Below are 19,013 nucleotides of genomic sequence, written 5' to 3' on the forward strand. Positions count from 1 at the left end.
TGTAGTTATCGTATTTTGTTTATGGACAATAGAAAGTTTATATTAAGTTTAAAAAAAGGTAACGAAGCTTCCTTCAAAGAAGTTTACCTCGCTTATTATGACAGATTGATCAGCATAGCCAAACGATTTAATTTCTCAGTCCTTACCCCGCAAGATTTTGTACAGGAAACTTTTATTAGACTTTACGATAAAAGGGAACTATTAAATGAAGATGTTTTGTTTGATAAACAATTATTTACTATCTGCAAGAACATTATCATCAATCACGTAAACAGAGAAAACAAAATAATTCAGCTGGAACCTATCAACATGCAGCTGGTTGAAGAAGACACAGAAACCGGAATTTTTGAAGAAAGACAACAAAAACTACAAAATTTCATAAATCAGCTTCCGGAGCAGCAACAAAAAATATTTACTTTACACAAACTGGAAAACCTTAGCTATAAGGAGATTGCGTCAATTACAGATCTTTCTGAAAAGACAATTGCCAATCATATTTATCTCGCCAGTAAATTTATTCGAAAAAAAATCGAAGACCATTAGGAACTTTTGTGTTCTCGTTTGTTATATATAAAAACGGAACATAAAAATGAATATTGAGGCTTATAAAACAGATGTTACCAAAAAGGAAGATGCAAGATTTATTGTAGCGCTTCTTCAGTTTGTTATTTCCGATTGTATAATGAATTTTGACTTAGATGATTCCAATCATATTCTAAGAATCGAAACCAATAGAGAGATTAAAGAAATGGTGTATGGTGTTTTTAATAAACAAGGATTTTATTGTCAGAAACTTTAACGCCCCAAAGTCATGGATGAGAAAAAAATAGAAGAAGAATTAAAAAAAGTATGGGACGAAACGCCTGTTTCACATTCTGATAGTGTGAAAGAAGCTTCGTGGGAAGCTTTTCAATCTAAAACTTTTGGTACTAAAAAGAAAAAATCAAAAGCATGGATTTATTATGCTGCAGCAGCTGCAGTTTTAATTTTTGCGTCTGTTGGAACTGGAATTTATTTGAATAGAAGTCCGTTGCAGGATCAGGTTTATCTGGCTTCAAATGTAATCGAAAATTCAACTTCAAAAATAAAAACAGTTTTTTTACCAGACAGTTCAAAAGTAGAATTAAGTCCAAATTCTAAAATCGAATACGCTAATAATTTTACTTCAAACCGAAAAATTGAAGTAGAAGGAGAGGCTTATTTTAAAGTAAAAAAAGATAAAAAACATCCTTTTCAGGTTTTTTGCAACGAAACAACGACAACAGTTTTAGGAACTTCTTTTACCGTAAAAGGATTTGAGAAAAAAGGAGTTATTGTCGCACTTTACGAAGGAAGTGTTCAGATGAATGTAAAAGGTCAGGATAAAAAATGGATACTCGTGCCGGGAGAAAAATTCACATACGGAAATAATCCTCCATTTGTAGGCGAATTTGAAAGATTTGTAGATTTTGATAATGAAAAAATAACCGCCGTAAGTACTTATATAGAAACGAATTATGGTTATAAAGTAATAATGCCGGAAGAATATAAAAACCAGCGAATTACGATACGAATCAACAAAAAAGAAGATTTAAAAACAATTGTTCAATTAATATCAGAAATGTATAACCTAAACTTTAAAATAAACGATGAAGTAAAACAAATTACTTTTCAATAGAAAAGAAAAAGGATGCAGTAGCCGCGAAACTAAAAACATCCTCCTCATAGTCAGGATAGTATAAACTATCCCATTTAATAATATTCAAAAATACAAAAATTCATGAAGCATATAATTTCAGCATGCTTTTTTTTAATCAGTTTCAGTATGTTTTCCCAAAACGTAACGGTAACTGTAGATAAAACGGTAACATTAAAAGAATTTTTTAAACAAATCGAAAGTCAGACCGATTTTAAATTTGCATTTACAGATCAAATAGATACGAGTCAAAAGTATTTTTCAAAAAAACATACTTATACGAATATCAAGATAGAACAACTTGTTTATGAGCTCAATAAAACGTCACCAATTCAGTTTTCTATTGTGGGCAATAATATTTTTGTAAAGCAGAAAGTTACCAAAACAGCTAAAAAAAAAAATAAGCTGACCGGTCAGATTCTAGATAACGCAAACCAGTTTGTTATTGGTGCAAATGTCTTTATTAAAGAACTGGGAACGGGCGCAACAACCGATAAAAACGGAATGTTTTCGCTTGATTTGGATAACGGAAATTATACTGTTGTGCTTAGTTATGTAGGCTTTAAAAATCAGGAAAAACAAATTACTGTAGATGGTGATTTGAAAATGACTTTAAGCATGGAAGCTGACAGCCAGCAATTGGAACAAGTTATTGTAACGGGCAATAAAGCGGTTGATGTAAAAAATACTCAAATGAGTGTTAACAGGCTTTCTATGGAAGACATCAAAAGAATTCCCGTTGCTATGGGCGAACCAGATCCTTTAAAATCATTATTAACATTACCCGGAGTTACCAATGCCGGAGAAGCTTCTTCGGGTTTTAATGTGCGCGGAGGTGCGGCCGATCAGAATTTAATTCTTTTAGACGGCGCTCCCGTTTATGGTGATTCTCATATGTTTGGATTTTTCTCTGTTTTTAATGCAGATGTTATCAGCAGTTTAGATTTGTACAAAGGAGGAATTCCGTCAAAATTTGGCGGACGCGTTTCTTCTGTTTTGGATGTAAGCCAGCAAACGGGAGATTTTGAAGATTATAAAGTAAACGGAGGAATTGGTTTAATATCGAGCAGATTGTTGGTACAAGGGCCAATTCAAAAAGACAAAGGCTCTTTTATTATTGCAGGAAGAGCTTCTTATGCGCATTTGTTTTTGAAATTGGCAGATAATAATAATTCGGCTATGTTTTATGATATTAATGCCAAATTAAATTATCGTTTGGGCGCTAATAACAGCATTGCATTTTCGGGATATTTAGGAAACGATGTATTTGATATCAATGATCGTTTTTCGAGTACATTCGGAAACAAAATGGCAATTGTAAACTGGAAACATAAATTTTCTGATAACCTAAATAATAGTTTATCTGCTTTTTACAGCGACTATAATTTTAATCTTGGCATTAGTACAGAAAATTTTGAATGGGACAATACCATCAAAAGTTACGGTTTGAAATACAATTGGAATCATACGGTATCAGAAAAATTAAAATTAAACTACGGAATTGACGGTCAATATTACAATTTCAATCCCGGAACCGTACAGCCTACAAGCCCTGATTCTCAGTTTAATTACAAACAATTGGACAAGAAATACGCGTTTGAATCTTCTGTTTATTTAGATTTTGAACATCAGATTACAGAGAAATTAAATCTTCGTTACGGACTTCGTTACAGTATGTTTTTGCGTTTAGGAAACGAAAATATCAATACGTATGAAGATGGAAAAGCAGTTGTTTACAACCCGTTATATAACATTTATGAAGAAGGAACGCCAACCGGAACTATTTCTTACGGAAAAAATAAAACCATAAGTAAATTTGATAATCTGGAACCGCGTGCTGCATTGTCTTATGCTTTTGATGAAAATAGTTCTGTAAAAGCAAGTTACAACAGAATGGCGCAATATATTCATATGTTGTCTAATACACAGTCGCCGTTGCCAATGAATATCTGGACGCCGAGCGGACCTTTTGCAAAACCACAATTATTGGATCAATATGCAATAGGCTATTTTAAAAACTTTAGAGACAAAGATTATTCTTTTGAAGGAGAATTGTTTTATAAGAAAATCCAAAACCGTATTGATTACATTGACGGAGCAGATATTTTGGCAAACAATGATATCGAACAGGTTATTTTGAGCGGAAAAGCCAGATCGTACGGAATGGAATTATTGTTTAGAAAAAACACAGGAAATTTTACAGGCTGGGTTTCTTATACCTTATCAAGAGCAGAACAAAAAACGCCGGGAAGAACGCCAGAAGAACCGGGTATTGCCAACGGAAATTGGTATTTATCAGGATATGACAAATTGCATAATTTGAGCGTTGTTGGAAATTATTTATACAGTCCAAAATGGTCTTTTAATGCTAATTTTTCTTTACAATCCGGTCAGCCTGTGACGTATGCAAACGGTTATTATGAATTTGGCGGTATCAAAATACCCAACTTTTCACTTCGAAATGAAAACAGACTTCCGGTATTTCATCACTTAGATCTTGCAGCGACTTATACGCCAAAACCAGACAAAAAGAAAGGATGGCAAAGCTACTGGGTATTTAGTATTTATAATATTTACAACAGAAAAAATGCTGCCTCAATGACCTTTGCAACAAATGAAGATACGGGCGCAAATGAAACCAGAAGACTTTCTATTTTTGGGATAGTTCCCGGGATTTCTTATAATTTTAAATTTTAATGAAAATGCAAATAGTAAATAAATATATTTTGAAAAGTAAAGCACTGGCTTTAATAAGTTTTCTTTTTGTGATGCTTTTCTCCTCTTGCGAAGATGTCGTAAATCTTGATTTAGAAACAGGCGAAGTTAAAATTGTAGTAGATGCCGAAATTATCTGGAAAAAAGGAACAACAGGAAATGAGCAAGTTATAAAGATTAGTAAAACCGCTCCTTATTATAATAATACTGTACCAAAAGTTTCGGGAGCTCAGGTAAGAATTGAAAATACTACTGGCGATGTTTTTACTTTTAATGAAACAGAACCCGGTACATATGTTTGCACGAATTTTGTTCCCGTTATTAATATGGATTATATGCTGTATGTGCAGGCAGAAGGACAGAGTTTTAAAGCTTCGGAAAAACTAACTTCTGTAACACCAATTGACAAAGTAGAACAGAAAATGGTTCCTGATTTTGGAGGAGAAGATGTAATCGAACTTACTTTTTATTATAAAGATCCAGCCGATCAGGTCAACTATTATCTTACCGATTATAAAAGTGAATTTTTATTATTTCCTGAATATGAATTAACAGATGATGATTTATTTAATGGAAATGTAGTCAGCACGCGTTTCTCTGACGAAGATAAAATGAAACCGGGAAATACAGTTGTTATTACGCACCGCGGTATTTCTAAAAACTTTTATAACTATATGAATTTAATTTTGGAGGTTTACGGCGGAAGTCCGTTTTCTATTCCTCCCGGAAATATTAGAGGTAATATTGTGAATACCAATAATCCAAATAATTTTGCTTTAGGATATTTCAGACTTTGCGAAGGAGATACAGTTTCTTATCTAGTAAAATAAAGATTTTTTTAAAATTGATTTGTACCGGCATCTGGCATATAACGTAATTTATGTCAGGTGTTTTTTTTTGAAATAAAAAATGAAAGTATTAAATTACATATTGATTGATTTCTTAGCTTTGTAATAAACACCACAAAACTTTTTATTATGCCAATAATTGAACAATCAGAATATGATTTCCCTTCTATTATGCACCGCAATAGGCACGTTTCTACTATTTACGCTGCCTTGTTTAAAAAGTTTGAAGTTCCGGGATATTCAAGAGAAAAAATAGAATTGAACGACGGAGATTTTATCAACATTGATTTTATCGAAAATAATTCTAAAAAAGCCGTCATTTTATGTCATGGTTTAGAAGGAGATTCGCGCAGAACTTACAATAATAGTTGTGCGGCTTATTTTCTACAGAAAGATTTTTCGGTTTTTGCATGGAATAACCGCACTTGTGGAGGCGAAATGAATCGCCTGCCGAGACTGTATCATCACGGTGCAGTTGATGATCTTGATGAAGTGGTGCAGTTTGTTCTAAAAAAAGGATTTGAAGAAGTATATTTAATTGGATATTCTATGGGTGGCGTGCAGCTTTTGAATTATTTAGGCTGGACAAAAATCGATGAACGCATAAAAGCTGCAGTTTCAATTTCGGTGCCAACGCATATTGCAACAAGTGCGGCCGAACTTAAAAAAGGTTTTAACAGAGTTTATTTGAAGAATTTTACAATTGATATTAAAAAGAAACTAAAATACAAAGCGGCACAGTTTCCTGATTTTATAAACCGTGATCAGATTGATAAAATTACTTCTTTTGATGAAGTAGATCAATATTTTACGGCTCCGCTGCATGGTTTTGCAAGCAAAGATGATTACTATCAGCGTGTTTCTCCCGAATTTTCACTTCAAAATATTACCACTCCGGTTTTAATTATAAATTCATTAGATGATCCGTTTTTGGGCGAAAGATGTTATCCAAGAGCTATAGCGGGAGACAGCGCTTATGTTTATCTGGAAACCCCAAAATATGGCGGACACTGCGCTTTTCCCCTGCGTAATTCAACCTATTCCTATGCAGAAACAAGGGCTTATGAGTTTTTTGAATCCAGCGATTGGGCAGTACATTAAAAGTTTTTTCGATTTTTCTTGAATAAAAAAATAATATGGAATCAGGTGTAGCCTATTTTTTAGAATCGGTTAAGAAATTTTGCCCAAATGTAAATGATGGCGAACTTTCTCAGTTTGCATCAAAACTTACTTTTGAAGAATTGAATAAAAAAGACTTTTTTCTTCAGTTTGGTAAAGTTCAAAAAGCAATTGGTTTTATTGCAAAAGGCTTGGTTCGTTCTTCTTTTACAGACAAAGACGGAAACGAAATCACAGTCGGTTTTTATGCTGAAGGCGATTATGCCACACATTATTCTTCTTTTCTAACACAACAACCCAGCAAATATTCCATTCAATGCCTTGAACCTACTACAATGGTTTGTCTTTCGTATCCTGATTTACAATGGATCTATGAAAACTTACCGGGCTTTGAAAAATACGGACGATTAATTGCCGAAGAAATTCTAAAACGCCAGCAAATTCGTATTGAGAGTTTTATATTTCAAACCGCCGAAGAGCGTTATCTGGATTTTATTAAATTTCATTCTGGCTTATTTAATAGAATATCCGTGTCGCAGCTTTGTAGTTTTTTAGGTATCGAAAGACAATCTTTAACCAGAATTCGCCAGAAACTAGCTCACAAATAGCATTTTGACACATTTGTGTCAGGAACAGCTTTCCTTTATTTAAAATCTTTGCAGTGTAAAATAAAACATACTGCAATGAAAACGAATATCTTATTAATACTTGGACACCCTTCTGAAAATTCTTTTTGTAATGCATTGTTAGACGCTTACAAAAAAGGAGCATCAACTACAGGAGCAAACTGCAAAACGCTTTATATCTCTCAATTAGATTTTAATGTAAATCTTGCCGACGGATATAAAACCGGAGAAACATTACCACTAGAAGAAGATTTAATCCGTTCTCAGGAATTGATCTCTTGGGCAGACCATATTGTTTTGGCGTATCCAAATTGGTGGGGATTTATGCCCGCCATTACCAAAGGATTTATCGACAGAATTTTTATGCCCGGCTTTGCATTCAAACATCATTCTGGAAAAATATTCCCAGAAAAACTTCTAAAAGGAAAAAGCTTAAGACTATTAATCACGATGGATACTCCAAAATGGTGGTTTTATTTAATCTATCGCGCCTCTCAATATCAAATACTTAAAGACATCGTATTCGGTTACGTAGGATTTGACCCAATTCGATTTTCAACTTTTGGTTTCATGAGAAAATCAACAGAAAACCAAAGAAATAAATGGCTTCAAAAAGTCGAAAAATTAGGAAAACAACTTAAATAATTTTCAATAATAAAATCAAACATCATGAGAAATTTAGCAATCGGGCAGACAGTTGCTCACAATCCAGTAAAAGGTTTTAGAATTCACTTATTAGTATTCGTATTAATAATTCCAATTATTTGGACAATCTGGTTTTTAACCGATACAACCTATCCGTGGCCGGCCTGGCAGACAGGAGCTTGGGCAATAGGTTTACTTTTTCACTATTTGGGAGTTTTTGTTTTTAAAAATAAAAAATAAGAATCATGAAAGTAAAAACACACGCCGTTTACGAAAAGACTTTATTAGGTTTTTCGGCTTTAATTCTTTTCACGGCTTCATTAGCAAAAGCTCAAAATTCAGATAAAACTGCGTTTGCTCAGATTACACGTTACGAAGTCAAAAAAGAAAATCAGGAAATTTTCAAAAAAGCGATAACAGATTACGTTTTAAACTCGCTTTCAACAGAAAATAATATCATGTCCGAAGCTTATTTTGAACAAGAAAATCAATCTGTGATGTGGTTATTTGAACGATGGGAAAATGAATCTGCATTCGAGAAATTTCAGAAGAATTCTAAAGCAAAAGCAATAAAAACTTTAGCAAAAACAGCATTAGCAAAGCCAGAGAAAATAATTGAGATCAAAGATTTAGAACCAATTTCTAAACAAGAATGGCGCAAAACCAGTAAAAAAGAAGATAAGCAGTTAACGATTATGCTTTTTGTTGATGCTAAAGCTGGAACTGAAGAAAATTTCAAAACGATTTATCATAAAGCAATGCCAGAATTTAGAAGTGAAGCTGGTGTAGTTACGTATCAATTATCACAGTTTAAAGAGGATAAAACTCAGTTTGTGACTTTTGAAAAATTTAGAAGTAATGATGCTTTTCAATATCATCTCAATTTTCCGCCCATTCAGCCCGTAATTGATTACTTAAATACGAGTATAAAAAAACCGCCTTTTCAGGACGGAATCCACAACTTAATTGAATTTGCACCACTTTTTCGCGAATAACTTGAATCAATTTCAATATCAAAAATCAATTTTAAATTAAAAAAACTAAAAAATGAAAACAATTAAAATCATCGCTGCAGGTCTTATCACAGTATTTACCACAGCAAACGCAGTAAGTCAAACAACTTTAAAAACAAAAGAAATGAATGTAAATTATGCCAATGAACTGGACATTGTAAATCAATTATCAACTCAGTCTGCAGTTGTTAATATGCCAGTAACAAAATTATTGAATGCTCCGGGAAACGAAGCATTACGATCTTTTTTCTTTACTCCGGTAAAAAACAAATCACTTTTAAAAGGGAAAAAAATCGCGGTTTTGGTAGCCGATGGTTTTGAAGAAATTGAACTAACGGGTCCGGTTTGGTATTTTAGAGAATTGGGCGCTGAGGTAGAAATCGTTTCTCCTAAATTTAATCCTGCGCCAGAACGATACGGACTTGTTTTTCCTGAATTGGCAAACACGCATGTTATGGCAATTCAATATTTACAACCAGTGGGCTGGCTAAAATTTGACCGTACTGCCGACCAAATAAAAGTAAGCAATTACGACGCCGTATTTATTCCCGGCGGCGCATGGAATCCGGATAATCTTCGTCAGGATAAAGATGTAATCAAATTTATTCAGGACTTTAATAAATCCGGAAAATTGATTGCCGCTATTTGTCACGCTCCCGTAGTATTGGCTTCTGCTGATATCTTGAAAGGAAGAAAATTAACAGGTTACTGGAACATTCAGGTGGATTTAAAAAATGCCGGCGGAACGGTTGTAGAAGCACCAGTTGTAACAGACGGAAATATTATTACCAGCAGACATCCAATTGATGTTGCCGATTTTTCAAGAGCTGTAGAAAACTGGTTGGTTAAAAAGTAATTAATTAGCTCTGAGAGTTTTGATAGTGGAAGAAAATGATTTTCCACTATCAAAATCATTCAAAAAATAATATTCTGTATATCTTTTGATTAGCTTTGAAGTTGATAAGCAATCTTAATTTATCGTTATATGGAATTGCCGAAGATACCTTTTTATAAAAAATACGATTTAATCTTCAAAGCTATTGTTGCCGGTGGCGTATTAGGTTTCTTTTACACTGCACTTACCAATGGAGGATCTTATTACGATCATTTTAAATTGCTTCCGGGAACGTTAGTCGGAATTTCGATTGGTTTTGTTGTCATTCTTTTTGAAAAGTCATTTATCAGCTTAAATAATTATTCTTTTATAAAATCTACATTGATAAAAGCGCTTATTTACAGTTTTTGCATTGTATTTTTTTTAGTCCTGTTTGTAATGTTTTTTGCAGAAGTACTCGAACATGTTTCGAGCTGGAAAGCCATAACGACATATTTCAAAAATCGTCTTTTAGGAGATTTTCTATTTTCGCTCTTAGCATCCATTTTTATCATTTTGTTTTTAGAAGTAAACAGTTTGTTGAGCAGTAGATTTTTCTTTAATTATTTTACAGGAAAATACCATCGCCCCGTTCAGGAAGAACGAATATTTATGTTTGTTGATGTAAAATCTTCGACCACAATAGCAGAAGAACTTGGAGATATTGAATACAGCAGATTATTACAGGATTTATTTAATGATTTTACCGATGCCATTTTGGCTTCAAGAGCAGAAGTGTATCAATATGCCGGAGATGAAATCATCCTTACCTGGAAAACTTCGACCGGTTTAAAAGCGCAGCGTTGCCTGTATTGTTTTTATCTGCTCAAAAAATGCATTAAAAAGAGAGAAGAATATTATCTCAAAAATTATAATAGAATTCCGAAGTTTAAAGCCGGAATGCACATCGGAAAAGCCGTTACGACTTGGGTTGGAAAAGTAAAAAAAGAAATTGTTTATCATGGCGATCTTCTCAATACAACATCCAGAATTCAATGCAAATGCAATGATTTTGAGCACGATTTTGTAATTTCCGAAGAAATGAAAAATGTATTTCCAAAAGATTTACCCGTAAAATATACGCATCAGGGAGAAATACTTTTGAGAGGAAAAGCACAAACAATGAAATTATATACGGTTGATTTTAATTTTTAAACAACAAAGAGTTTTTAAAAGTTGCCACGAATTACACGAATTGCACAAATTTATTTTATTACTATTTTTATTAGTGCAAATTCGTGCAATTCGTGGCAAAAACACACAAACCTAATTTAAATAACAATATGAAAGCAATAGTTATTGGGGCAACGGGTTCTACAGGAGAATTTCTGGTTGACGAACTTTTGGCAGATCAGGATTATACAGAAGTTACGATTTTTGTGAGAAGAGCAACCGGAAAACAAAATCCTAAATTGGTAGAACACATTATAGATTTTTCGAAGATTCAAAATTATAAAGAACTGATTATTGGCGATGTTATTTTTTCGTGTTTGGGAACAACGCTAAAAACTGCGGGCTCAAAAGAAAATCAAATTAAAATAGATTTTGATATACCTGTTGCCTTCGCCAGATTGGCCAAAGAAAATGGAGTTTCTTCCTTCGTTTTGTTATCTTCTTATAATGCATCGGCAGAAAGCAACGTTTTTTATTCGCAATTAAAAGGAAGATTAGAAGATACGATTGCAGCACTTCATTTTGAGCAATATATTATTTTTAAACCCGGATTGCTTTTAAGAGCAGGTTCAGATCGTTTGGGAGAAAAGATTATGGTAAAAGTTTTAAATGCATCCAATTCAATTGGATTATTTAAAAAATTTAAGCCATTGCCAACTTCACTTTTGGCAGAAAAATTAGCCAAAGCGCCAAAAATATTACCGAAAGAAATTTCGATAATTGAACTTGAAGAAGTATTTAGTTTTGGTAAATAAAAACTATTTTCTAAAATAATAAACAGCTTATTTCGGCTTTTTGTTACCACTAAAAATCTTCTATCTTTGGTAAGGAAAGCAAAAGCCGGATTATGGAAAAACTAAGGAAACATATTGAAGAAATTATCGCGATTAGTGATGAAGAGTTTGAAGCCGTAAAACCTTTTTTTACCATTAGAAAAGTTTTAAAAAATCAATATCTGATTCAGCAGGGCGACGATGCAAAATATGAATACATTATAATGAGCGGGATTTTCAGGGTTTTTTATCTGGATGAAGACGGAAAAGAGCACATTGTACAATTTGCCACAGAAAACTGGTGGATGTCGGATTACATATCCTACTTTAATGAAAAACAAGCCAACATGAATGTGGTGTGTATGGAGGCAGGAGAGGTGTTATGCCTAACGCTCGAAGGCAGAGAAAAACTTTCTGTTGCGCTTCATAAAATGGAACACTTTTTTAGGGTAAAACTAACCAAAGGATATATTGCGTTGCAGCAAAGAATAATCTCCTTACTTTCCAGCAATCCAGAACAGCGATACAAAGAATTTGCAATTCTGTATCCCAATTTAATGCAAAAGATTCCTAAAAAATACATAGCCGAATATCTGGGTGTAAGCCGTGAAACCCTTAGCAGGCTTTACTCCGGGAATAAATAACAGACTATATAATTTCTAAAGTGTGATTTTCGTCACACTTTTTTTGTGACTTTTCTCATCGTTCTGAAGAGGAGAGCCGGCATAAATTTGCCTTGTAAATAATTAATAACAACTAAAATTTATCCAAATGAAAAGAATTATGATTTTAACCCTGGCACTTGCTTTTTTTTCTTCTAATGCTCAAAACAAAAAAGAAAGCACAACAGTAAAAGAAAACACGACGTCTAAAAACGAAACAAAAATGAAAAAGAGAATTTTAATAATTGTGTCTAATGCAAATGCGATTGGACCAAACAACAGAAGAACAGGAATTTTTCTACCAGAAGTGGCACATCCTTATGCCGAATTTGACAAAGCAAACTACCAAATAGATTTTGCAAGTCTTACCGGAGATACGCCTTATCTGGACGCACTTAATTTGGCAAACGATCCTCAAAACCTTGAATTTTTGACCGGTAAAGGCTGGGCAGCAATGCAAAAAGCAATAAAACTGGCCGATGCTGATGTAAAAAGTTACGATGCGATTTTTGTTCCCGGCGGTTTGGCTCCAATGGTTGACATGCCGGAAAATGCACTTCTTAAAAAAGTAATTAAAGAAACATACGAAAGAAATGCCGTAGTTGGCGCTGTCTGTCACGGTCCGGTTTCTTTATTAAATGTAAAACTAAGCAACGGAACTTATCTTGTAAATGGTAAAAATATTACCTCTTTTACAGATGAAGAAGAAAAAGGATATGCCATTGCAGATGTTCCTTTCTTGTTAGAATCTGCATTGACAAAACAAGGCGCAAAATTTCACGCTGCCGCCGTATGGACAGCACACAGTATTGCCGACGGAAATTTAGTAACCGGTCAGAATCCCGCTTCTGCGAAAGGTGTAGCAGAGAAAATGATTGTTATTTTAGAAGCTTCAAAAAAATAATAAATATAATGTATTGACTTTCTGCAAGAGTTAGAAAGTCAATACAATTTTTAAAAACATAAATCAAAATGGAAAATCAAAAACCAATTCATGTATTTGCTACATGGAAAGTTAGAGAAGGCGAGATTGCAGCTGTTTTAAATATTTTGCAAACCGTACAAAAAGAAAGTATTAAAGAAAAAGGGAATTTGTTTTACAACATTCATCAAAATATAAGTGATCCCAATACTTTGGTATTATATGAAGGTTATATTAATGAAGAAGCGGTTACAGAACACCGAAATTCTTCTTATTTTCAAGAATTAGTTTTAGGAAAAATTGTTCCTTTATTAGAAACGAGAGAAATTATTTTGGCAACCATTTTTGAATAAAAAATAATTTCAGACTTATTTTAAAACACTTCATTGAGGTGTTTTATCTTTGTATAAAAGCACAGTATATGGATTACGAATTAATGCCTGATAAATTGTTGATTGATGGAAATTCAAAACCAAATGTAAGTTTTGTTCCTTACACTGCTGAAGTTCCAATTGTAAAAGGCAAAAGCCGTTTGACACAACATATGATAAGCCTGATTACAAAAGGAGAAAAGCTTATTTACACGAATGGACGCCCACTGCATATAACCCCAAAAACAATATTACTGCTTTCATCTGGAAATTATCTGTTTACCGAAAAACTCGATGGACCGGAAAGAGTGAAAAGTATTCTCATTTTTTTTGACCGCGAATATTTGCAAAATATAATAAAGGCAAGTGCTCATCCGTCAAAAAACAATTCAGAGAAAATTCCGTATTCTTTATTTGATAAAGATGAATACCTAAACAATTTTATTAGTTCTGTAGAGACTTTATTAAGTTCAAATATATTTTCAGAATCAATGCAGTCTGCTAAATTAAATGAGTTGTTAGTGTATCTTTTTAATAAATATCCGGAAACGCTTCATAATTTTCAAGATGTTTCTGAGGCTTTAACAATCGAAGAAAGAATTCAAAATGCAGCACAGCAAAACGTATTTAATAATTTATCAGTAAGTGAATTAGCTTTTTTGTGTCATGTAAGTCTTCCGACTTTCAAAAGAAAATTTCAGCAATTGTATAATCTGTCACCGGGAAAATGGATGCAATTGCAAAGAATAACCACAGCAGCAGCATTATTGCATAAAGGAGTAAAACCAAGCGAAGTATATTTACAAGTTGGATATGAAAACCATTCCAGTTTTTCTCAGGCTTTTAAAGAGCATTTTGAAGTTTTACCAAAAGACTACAAATAGATTGAACTTTTAGCGACAGGAATTCGAACCTTTTGCCTTACATCGCAGTATTGCCTTTAGAATAAATTTGTTTCATAAAACAATAACTTATGAAAACAGAAGAAAACAAAGCATTACTTGTAAAGTACAATAAAGAAGTAATCGAAAACGGCGACATGAATTTCTTTCGCGAAATAGCCACTTCAGACTTTTTAAATCATTCAGCGCCAGAAGGAATGCCTTCAAGCATTGACGGCGTAATTTATTTCTTTACGAATATACTTCATGCTGCATTTTCAGAAATTAAGGTTGAAGTGCTTGATATGATTGCAGAAGGAGATAAGGTTGTAACTAGAAAATTAATATCAGGAACGCACACGGGAGACCTTTTCGGAATTGCTCCAACAGGAAAAAATGTGGAGATAAAAGTCATAGACATTTTTACCGTTTATGATGGTAAATTAAAAGAACATTGGGGCGAAAATAACTTTGGTGAAGTTATACAATCATTAAAAGGATAATTTTTAAATTAAAGAATTCTAAAAAAGAGTTGTCTAAAAATGTTATTAAAAAAGAGTTTAAAGTATTGACTTTAAGCTCTTTTTTTTGCTTATAACTAACTTTTAAAATTACACTTCACTAATTAATTAGTTGAAATATTAACGAATTAGTTTTTCTACTAATTAATTAGTAGTTATATTTGTTTAAAATATTTCAACAATGATAAAACTAGCCAAACGAGAAGAACAGATCATGCAGGTCTTTTGGGATTTAAATAAAGCCTTTATTAGAGATGTAATTCCATTGCTTCCAGATCCAAAACCACATTACAACAGTGTTGCTACGATAGTTAAGATTTTGAAAGAAAAAGGATTTCTGGATCACGAAACAACAGGAAATATGCATTGCTTTTTTCCGATAATCAGCAGGGAAGAATATCAGCAATTTGCCTTAAAAGATGTCGTGAGCCAATATTTTGATAACTCGTATCCGCGAATGCTTGCTTTTTTTGCCAAAGAACAAAAGCTTACAGAAAATGAACTCGACGAAATTGTAAACATCATTAAAAAAGGAAAAATATGATACCATACATCTTATACACAGCCCTTATTCTTTCTGCTTGTCTGTTGTTTTATAAACTGCTTTTGCAAAAAGAAACGTTTTTCCGTCTCAACAGATTTGTTTTAATTGGCTGTATGGTTGTGGCTTTTACATTGCCATTGATTCCGGTACCGCAGCAATTATCTTTTAGAAAAGAAAATACAACAATTGCAGTTCCAGAAACTAAAATAACTGTTGAGAAAACGAAAGTAGCTGAGGTGAAATCAAAACCAGTTGCAAAAGTTTTTGTTGAAGAAGCCAATCAAAATTTTAATGTTGACATGGTATTAAAGGGTTTAGTGTATTTGTATTGGTTTGGTGTCATTATCTTCTTGCTTAACTTTTTAATGCAGGCCGTTATATTATTTTATAAAGCGCATTCTGCGTCTTCAATTCAGGACGGCAAATTTCGTATCGTTGAGATTACCGGAGACAAAGCGCCATGTTCTTTTGCAAATAATATTTTTATCAATCCCGAAAAATACGAGTGGGAAACGTACAATCAGATTTTACAGCACGAAAAAATTCATATTGAGCAAAAACATACTATCGATCTTTTGCTTGCAGAATTGGTTTTGGTTTTTCAATGGTTTAATCCTTTCGCTTGGCAATGGAGAAAAACATTAGAAATCAATCTCGAATTTTTGACTGATCACCAAATGCTACAACATGATACTGTTGAAAAAGAAAGTTACCAATTTAGCCTGCTAAAAGTAGCAGCGCCACATTTTCCGTTGAGTCTTACAACTAACTATAATCAATCATTAATCAAAAAACGAATCATTATGATGAATTCAAAAAAATCAAATGTACACACGACCTGGAAATATTTTTTCCTTGTGCCTGTGTTGGTTTTGTTTGCATGCCTTTTTAATCAACCGGCAGCGCAGGCAAAAGTTTTAAGTTCAATTGAAGAACCTAAAGCGCAGTCGCACATTCAAAACGGAATGGATACAGAAGGAAACTGGTTTGCTACAATTAAAGACAAAACAGTAAACATTCAATTTAAAAGTGGAGAGAATGATAATTCTTCATCAACTTTTCAATTGAGTGAATTGAGCAATCTTCCAAAAGATAAACAAGGTGAATTTAGCTTAACTCGCGAAGCTGGAACGATTAATTTTGTTGGAAAATTTGAAGGAAATTCAGGAATGGGAACTTATAAATTTACTGCCAATAAAGACTTTAATGCAGCACTGGCAAAAGAAGGAATCACAGTTGCAGATGATAGCGATCTTATGGTTTATTTTATGGTAAACTTAAAAACTTCGTATGTGAAAATGCTAAAGAAAAACGGTTACAAAGACATAGATAAAGATCAATTGATTCCGTTAGCAGCATTAGATGTAAATGAAGATTATATCAAATCTCTTAAACAAGCCGGAATTACAGATTTTGATTTAGAAGATTTAATCCCTTTAAAATCGCTAAATATTGATAAAGCTTTTATTGAAGAAATACGCAAAGCGGGTTATAAAAAAATAACAGCAGAAAATATCATCGCATTAAAATCTCAAAACATTGACGGAAAATATATCAGCGATTTTAATAATTCGGCAAAAGATAATAATGATGATTCAGACGAAGATAATATCGTTGCTTTTAAATCATTAAATATTGACAAACAATTTGTTGATTCTTTTAAAGCAATAGGATATAACAATCTTTCAAACAGTGATCTTATCGCTTTTAAATCTTTAGATGTTACGGCACAATATATAACGGAGTTTCAAAAAGCGGGTTATAAAAACGTTGATCCGGAAAATTTTATCGCGATGAAATCGCAAAATATAACTCCGGATTTAATTAATCAATACAAACAACTTGGCTTTAATGATTTAGATCTGGATGAAGTAGTGGGCGCAAAAGCAGTTGGCGCTACACCCGCTTTTATTAAATCAATGAGAGAAAAAGGACATGATTTTAAAAGTCTCGAAAAATATATTTCTTTAAAAGCAGTTGTCGGGAATTAAGACAATTTCAAAATATTCAAGTTGTAAGACTAAAACAAAGAAGCCCAAACCGAAAGGAATGGGCTTCTTTGTTTATATATCTTTTTTCTTCAGGATTCTTCCTCTTGGTTCATCACCTTCGTGAAGAACAATTTCAGAATGTAGAAATTGTGCGGCATCTGCAGAATCTTTCACTTTTTTTGCACTGCGTTCGAGCATTTCAGCTTCAAACTCCGTTAAGACACTTTTTCTAATTCCGGTTTTTCTCCATTCAGATGAAGGCCTGCATTCTTTATATATTATTCGAGCGAGTTTTAGTGCGTCTAATAAAGCCTGATTTGCTCCTTGTCCTTTAAACGGACTCATTGGGTGCGCGGCATCTCCAATTAAAGTAACTTGTTTTCCTTTTTCTAATAATTCAGGTTGAAGCAATTCCCGATCATAAACAGGATATCCAGAAATTTGTTCTTCCTGAGTTGCTGCTAAAATCTGCGGAATAGGATCGTGCCACTGCGTTCTACGGCAAGCTTCTTCTTTTAACGCTTTCTGTCCAAGAATACTTAACGCTTTAGCTTCTTCTTCCGGCATCGGAAAACTAAGTTGCCACATTACCGAATCGGATTTATAAGGCATAATGTAAATTCTCTCATTACCATTTGCCGTTTGAAATACTGTTGCCGAATCTAATAAAGAATTGTCAACACCTTCCAAAGCGCTCAAAGGACAAATTCCCAATATTACAATGCAATCTAAGTAGCGTAAAGGCGAAATCTCATCGCCAATTAATAGTTTACGTACAGCGCTTCGAATACCATCTGCACCAACTACAAGATCTGCTTTTACGTTTTTTAATTGACCGTTTACTTCAAAGTTTAAAGAAACGCTGTCACCTTCAGATTCTTTAAAATCTACTAATTGGTGTCCCCATTGTACTTTTTCATTGTCGCCAAGTTGTTCCAATAATGCCAAACGCAAAGATTGACGTGCGATATGCATATTGGTTCGTTTCTCCACTTTTTTTGCATCAGATGCGACCCATTTCCTGATTCCCCATTCTCCGATCACTTTTCCATCAGTAGTGTGAACCACATGTCTTGTAGAAACTACTTTGTCTTTTAATTCAAAAATTCCCAATCCTTCGATCGCTTTGCTGGCTTGTTGCAAAGTAAGTCCGTAGCCCTGAGATCGAGCCTCAAAGTTGTTATCACGTTCATAAAGTGTAAAGGGAATACCTCGGTGCAGACAAGCCACGGCAAGCGCAACACCGCCAATACCGCCACCAATAATGGCAACGTGCGGATAGTTTTTATCTGGGATAGGAGGAATAGCAGCACGAATTAATCCAGAACCAGAACATTTGAGGCAAGTATGTAAGTGCGCTTTAGGAAAAACTGGAGGTGTTCCTTCTTTTGTTTTTTCAAATTGTTCCAAAGCCTTTTGATAGTGAAGGCGTGCTTTTTTAGTGAGTCCACGGTTTTTTTTACCGCGTCCCTGACAATCTATACAAATAGTCCAGCTTACTTCTTCATTTTTCATTTTTTCATGTCTCTTTATTAAGCTTTGATTGTGGGCAGATTTTAAAACATAAAAAAAAACGAAAAATCAGTTTTTCGGGTTTTTTGTGGAGTCGCCGGGAATCAATTAATTTTCCGACGCTAAATCCTATTAATGTTAAATCATT

Annotated in this window: 21 protein-coding genes; 20 read left to right on the top strand and 1 reads right to left on the bottom strand. The window is 33.5% G+C overall.

Annotated elements, in window-relative coordinates; all coding sequences use genetic code 11:
- Positions 1–21: 21 nt before the first annotated feature.
- The 20 genes from EV144_RS12980 to EV144_RS13075 all read left to right on the top strand — a co-directional run bounded on the left by EV144_RS12980 (position 22) and on the right by EV144_RS13075 (position 17,353).
- On the top strand, positions 22–543 hold the full coding sequence (locus EV144_RS12980) for an RNA polymerase sigma factor (protein ID WP_134149413.1): 522 nt from the start codon (positions 22–24) through the stop codon (positions 541–543).
- A 46-nt stretch (positions 544–589) separates the two neighbouring features.
- Positions 590–799: a hypothetical protein gene (locus tag EV144_RS12985; RefSeq protein ID WP_134149415.1), complete on the top strand. Its 210-nt coding sequence runs from the start codon at positions 590–592 to the stop codon at positions 797–799.
- A gap of 12 nt (positions 800–811) precedes the next feature.
- Positions 812–1,657, top strand: a complete 846-nt coding sequence (locus EV144_RS12990) for a FecR family protein (protein WP_134149416.1) — start codon at positions 812–814, stop codon at positions 1,655–1,657.
- Between the two features lie 102 nt (positions 1,658–1,759).
- Positions 1,760–4,372, top strand: coding sequence for a TonB-dependent receptor (locus EV144_RS12995; RefSeq protein ID WP_134149418.1), 2,613 nt, complete (start codon positions 1,760–1,762; stop codon positions 4,370–4,372).
- Between the two features lie 5 nt (positions 4,373–4,377).
- Positions 4,378–5,220 carry a DUF4249 domain-containing protein gene (locus tag EV144_RS13000; RefSeq protein WP_134149952.1) on the top strand — a complete coding sequence of 281 codons (843 nt, stop codon included), beginning with the start codon at positions 4,378–4,380 and terminating at the stop codon, positions 5,218–5,220.
- A 147-nt stretch (positions 5,221–5,367) separates the two neighbouring features.
- Complete coding sequence (locus EV144_RS13005) at positions 5,368–6,339, top strand: YheT family hydrolase (protein ID WP_134149420.1); 972 nt, start codon at positions 5,368–5,370, stop codon at positions 6,337–6,339.
- Between the two features lie 35 nt (positions 6,340–6,374).
- Positions 6,375–6,965, top strand: coding sequence for a Crp/Fnr family transcriptional regulator (locus EV144_RS13010; RefSeq protein WP_134149422.1), 591 nt, complete (start codon positions 6,375–6,377; stop codon positions 6,963–6,965).
- A gap of 75 nt (positions 6,966–7,040) precedes the next feature.
- Entirely contained in the window at positions 7,041–7,628 is a 588-nt protein-coding gene (locus EV144_RS13015; protein ID WP_134149423.1) for an NAD(P)H-dependent oxidoreductase, read from the top strand.
- A gap of 24 nt (positions 7,629–7,652) precedes the next feature.
- Positions 7,653–7,868 (top strand): 2TM domain-containing protein, encoded by a 216-nt coding sequence (locus tag EV144_RS13020; RefSeq protein WP_134149424.1) that lies wholly within the window; start codon positions 7,653–7,655, stop codon positions 7,866–7,868.
- A gap of 5 nt (positions 7,869–7,873) precedes the next feature.
- Positions 7,874–8,623, top strand: coding sequence for a putative quinol monooxygenase (locus EV144_RS13025; protein WP_134149426.1), 750 nt, complete (start codon positions 7,874–7,876; stop codon positions 8,621–8,623).
- A 52-nt stretch (positions 8,624–8,675) separates the two neighbouring features.
- Positions 8,676–9,497 carry a DJ-1/PfpI/YhbO family deglycase/protease gene (locus EV144_RS13030; RefSeq protein WP_134149427.1) on the top strand — a complete coding sequence of 274 codons (822 nt, stop codon included), beginning with the start codon at positions 8,676–8,678 and terminating at the stop codon, positions 9,495–9,497.
- A gap of 129 nt (positions 9,498–9,626) precedes the next feature.
- Positions 9,627–10,670: an adenylate/guanylate cyclase domain-containing protein gene (locus EV144_RS13035; RefSeq protein ID WP_134149429.1), complete on the top strand. Its 1,044-nt coding sequence runs from the start codon at positions 9,627–9,629 to the stop codon at positions 10,668–10,670.
- Between the two features lie 128 nt (positions 10,671–10,798).
- Positions 10,799–11,443 carry an NAD(P)H-binding protein gene (locus EV144_RS13040; RefSeq protein ID WP_134149431.1) on the top strand — a complete coding sequence of 215 codons (645 nt, stop codon included), beginning with the start codon at positions 10,799–10,801 and terminating at the stop codon, positions 11,441–11,443.
- Between the two features lie 92 nt (positions 11,444–11,535).
- Positions 11,536–12,105, top strand: a complete 570-nt coding sequence (locus tag EV144_RS13045; protein ID WP_134149433.1) for a Crp/Fnr family transcriptional regulator — start codon at positions 11,536–11,538, stop codon at positions 12,103–12,105.
- Between the two features lie 127 nt (positions 12,106–12,232).
- Positions 12,233–13,027 (top strand): type 1 glutamine amidotransferase domain-containing protein, encoded by a 795-nt coding sequence (locus EV144_RS13050; RefSeq protein WP_208326852.1) that lies wholly within the window; start codon positions 12,233–12,235, stop codon positions 13,025–13,027.
- Between the two features lie 68 nt (positions 13,028–13,095).
- Entirely contained in the window at positions 13,096–13,398 is a 303-nt protein-coding gene (locus EV144_RS13055) for a putative quinol monooxygenase (RefSeq protein WP_134149435.1), read from the top strand.
- 68 nt (positions 13,399–13,466) lie between these two features.
- Positions 13,467–14,300 carry a helix-turn-helix domain-containing protein gene (locus EV144_RS13060; protein WP_134149437.1) on the top strand — a complete coding sequence of 278 codons (834 nt, stop codon included), beginning with the start codon at positions 13,467–13,469 and terminating at the stop codon, positions 14,298–14,300.
- A gap of 89 nt (positions 14,301–14,389) precedes the next feature.
- Positions 14,390–14,800, top strand: coding sequence for an ester cyclase (locus EV144_RS13065; RefSeq protein ID WP_134149439.1), 411 nt, complete (start codon positions 14,390–14,392; stop codon positions 14,798–14,800).
- Between the two features lie 199 nt (positions 14,801–14,999).
- Complete coding sequence (locus tag EV144_RS13070; protein WP_134149441.1) at positions 15,000–15,362, top strand: BlaI/MecI/CopY family transcriptional regulator; 363 nt, start codon at positions 15,000–15,002, stop codon at positions 15,360–15,362.
- Positions 15,359–17,353: a M56 family metallopeptidase gene (locus EV144_RS13075; protein ID WP_134149442.1), complete on the top strand. Its 1,995-nt coding sequence runs from the start codon at positions 15,359–15,361 to the stop codon at positions 17,351–17,353. Before EV144_RS13070 ends, EV144_RS13075 begins: the two co-directional genes overlap by 4 nt.
- Positions 17,354–17,425: 72 nt before the next feature.
- Here EV144_RS13075 and EV144_RS13080 read toward each other — a convergent pair whose 3' ends face one another.
- Positions 17,426–18,868 carry an FAD-dependent oxidoreductase gene (locus EV144_RS13080; protein WP_134149443.1) on the bottom strand — a complete coding sequence of 481 codons (1,443 nt, stop codon included), beginning with the start codon at positions 18,866–18,868 and terminating at the stop codon, positions 17,426–17,428.
- Between the last annotated feature and the right edge of the window lie 145 nt (positions 18,869–19,013).

This window comes from Flavobacterium sp. 270 (genome assembly GCF_004368785.1).
In the GTDB taxonomy this organism is placed as follows: Bacteria; Bacteroidota; Bacteroidia; order Flavobacteriales; family Flavobacteriaceae; genus Flavobacterium.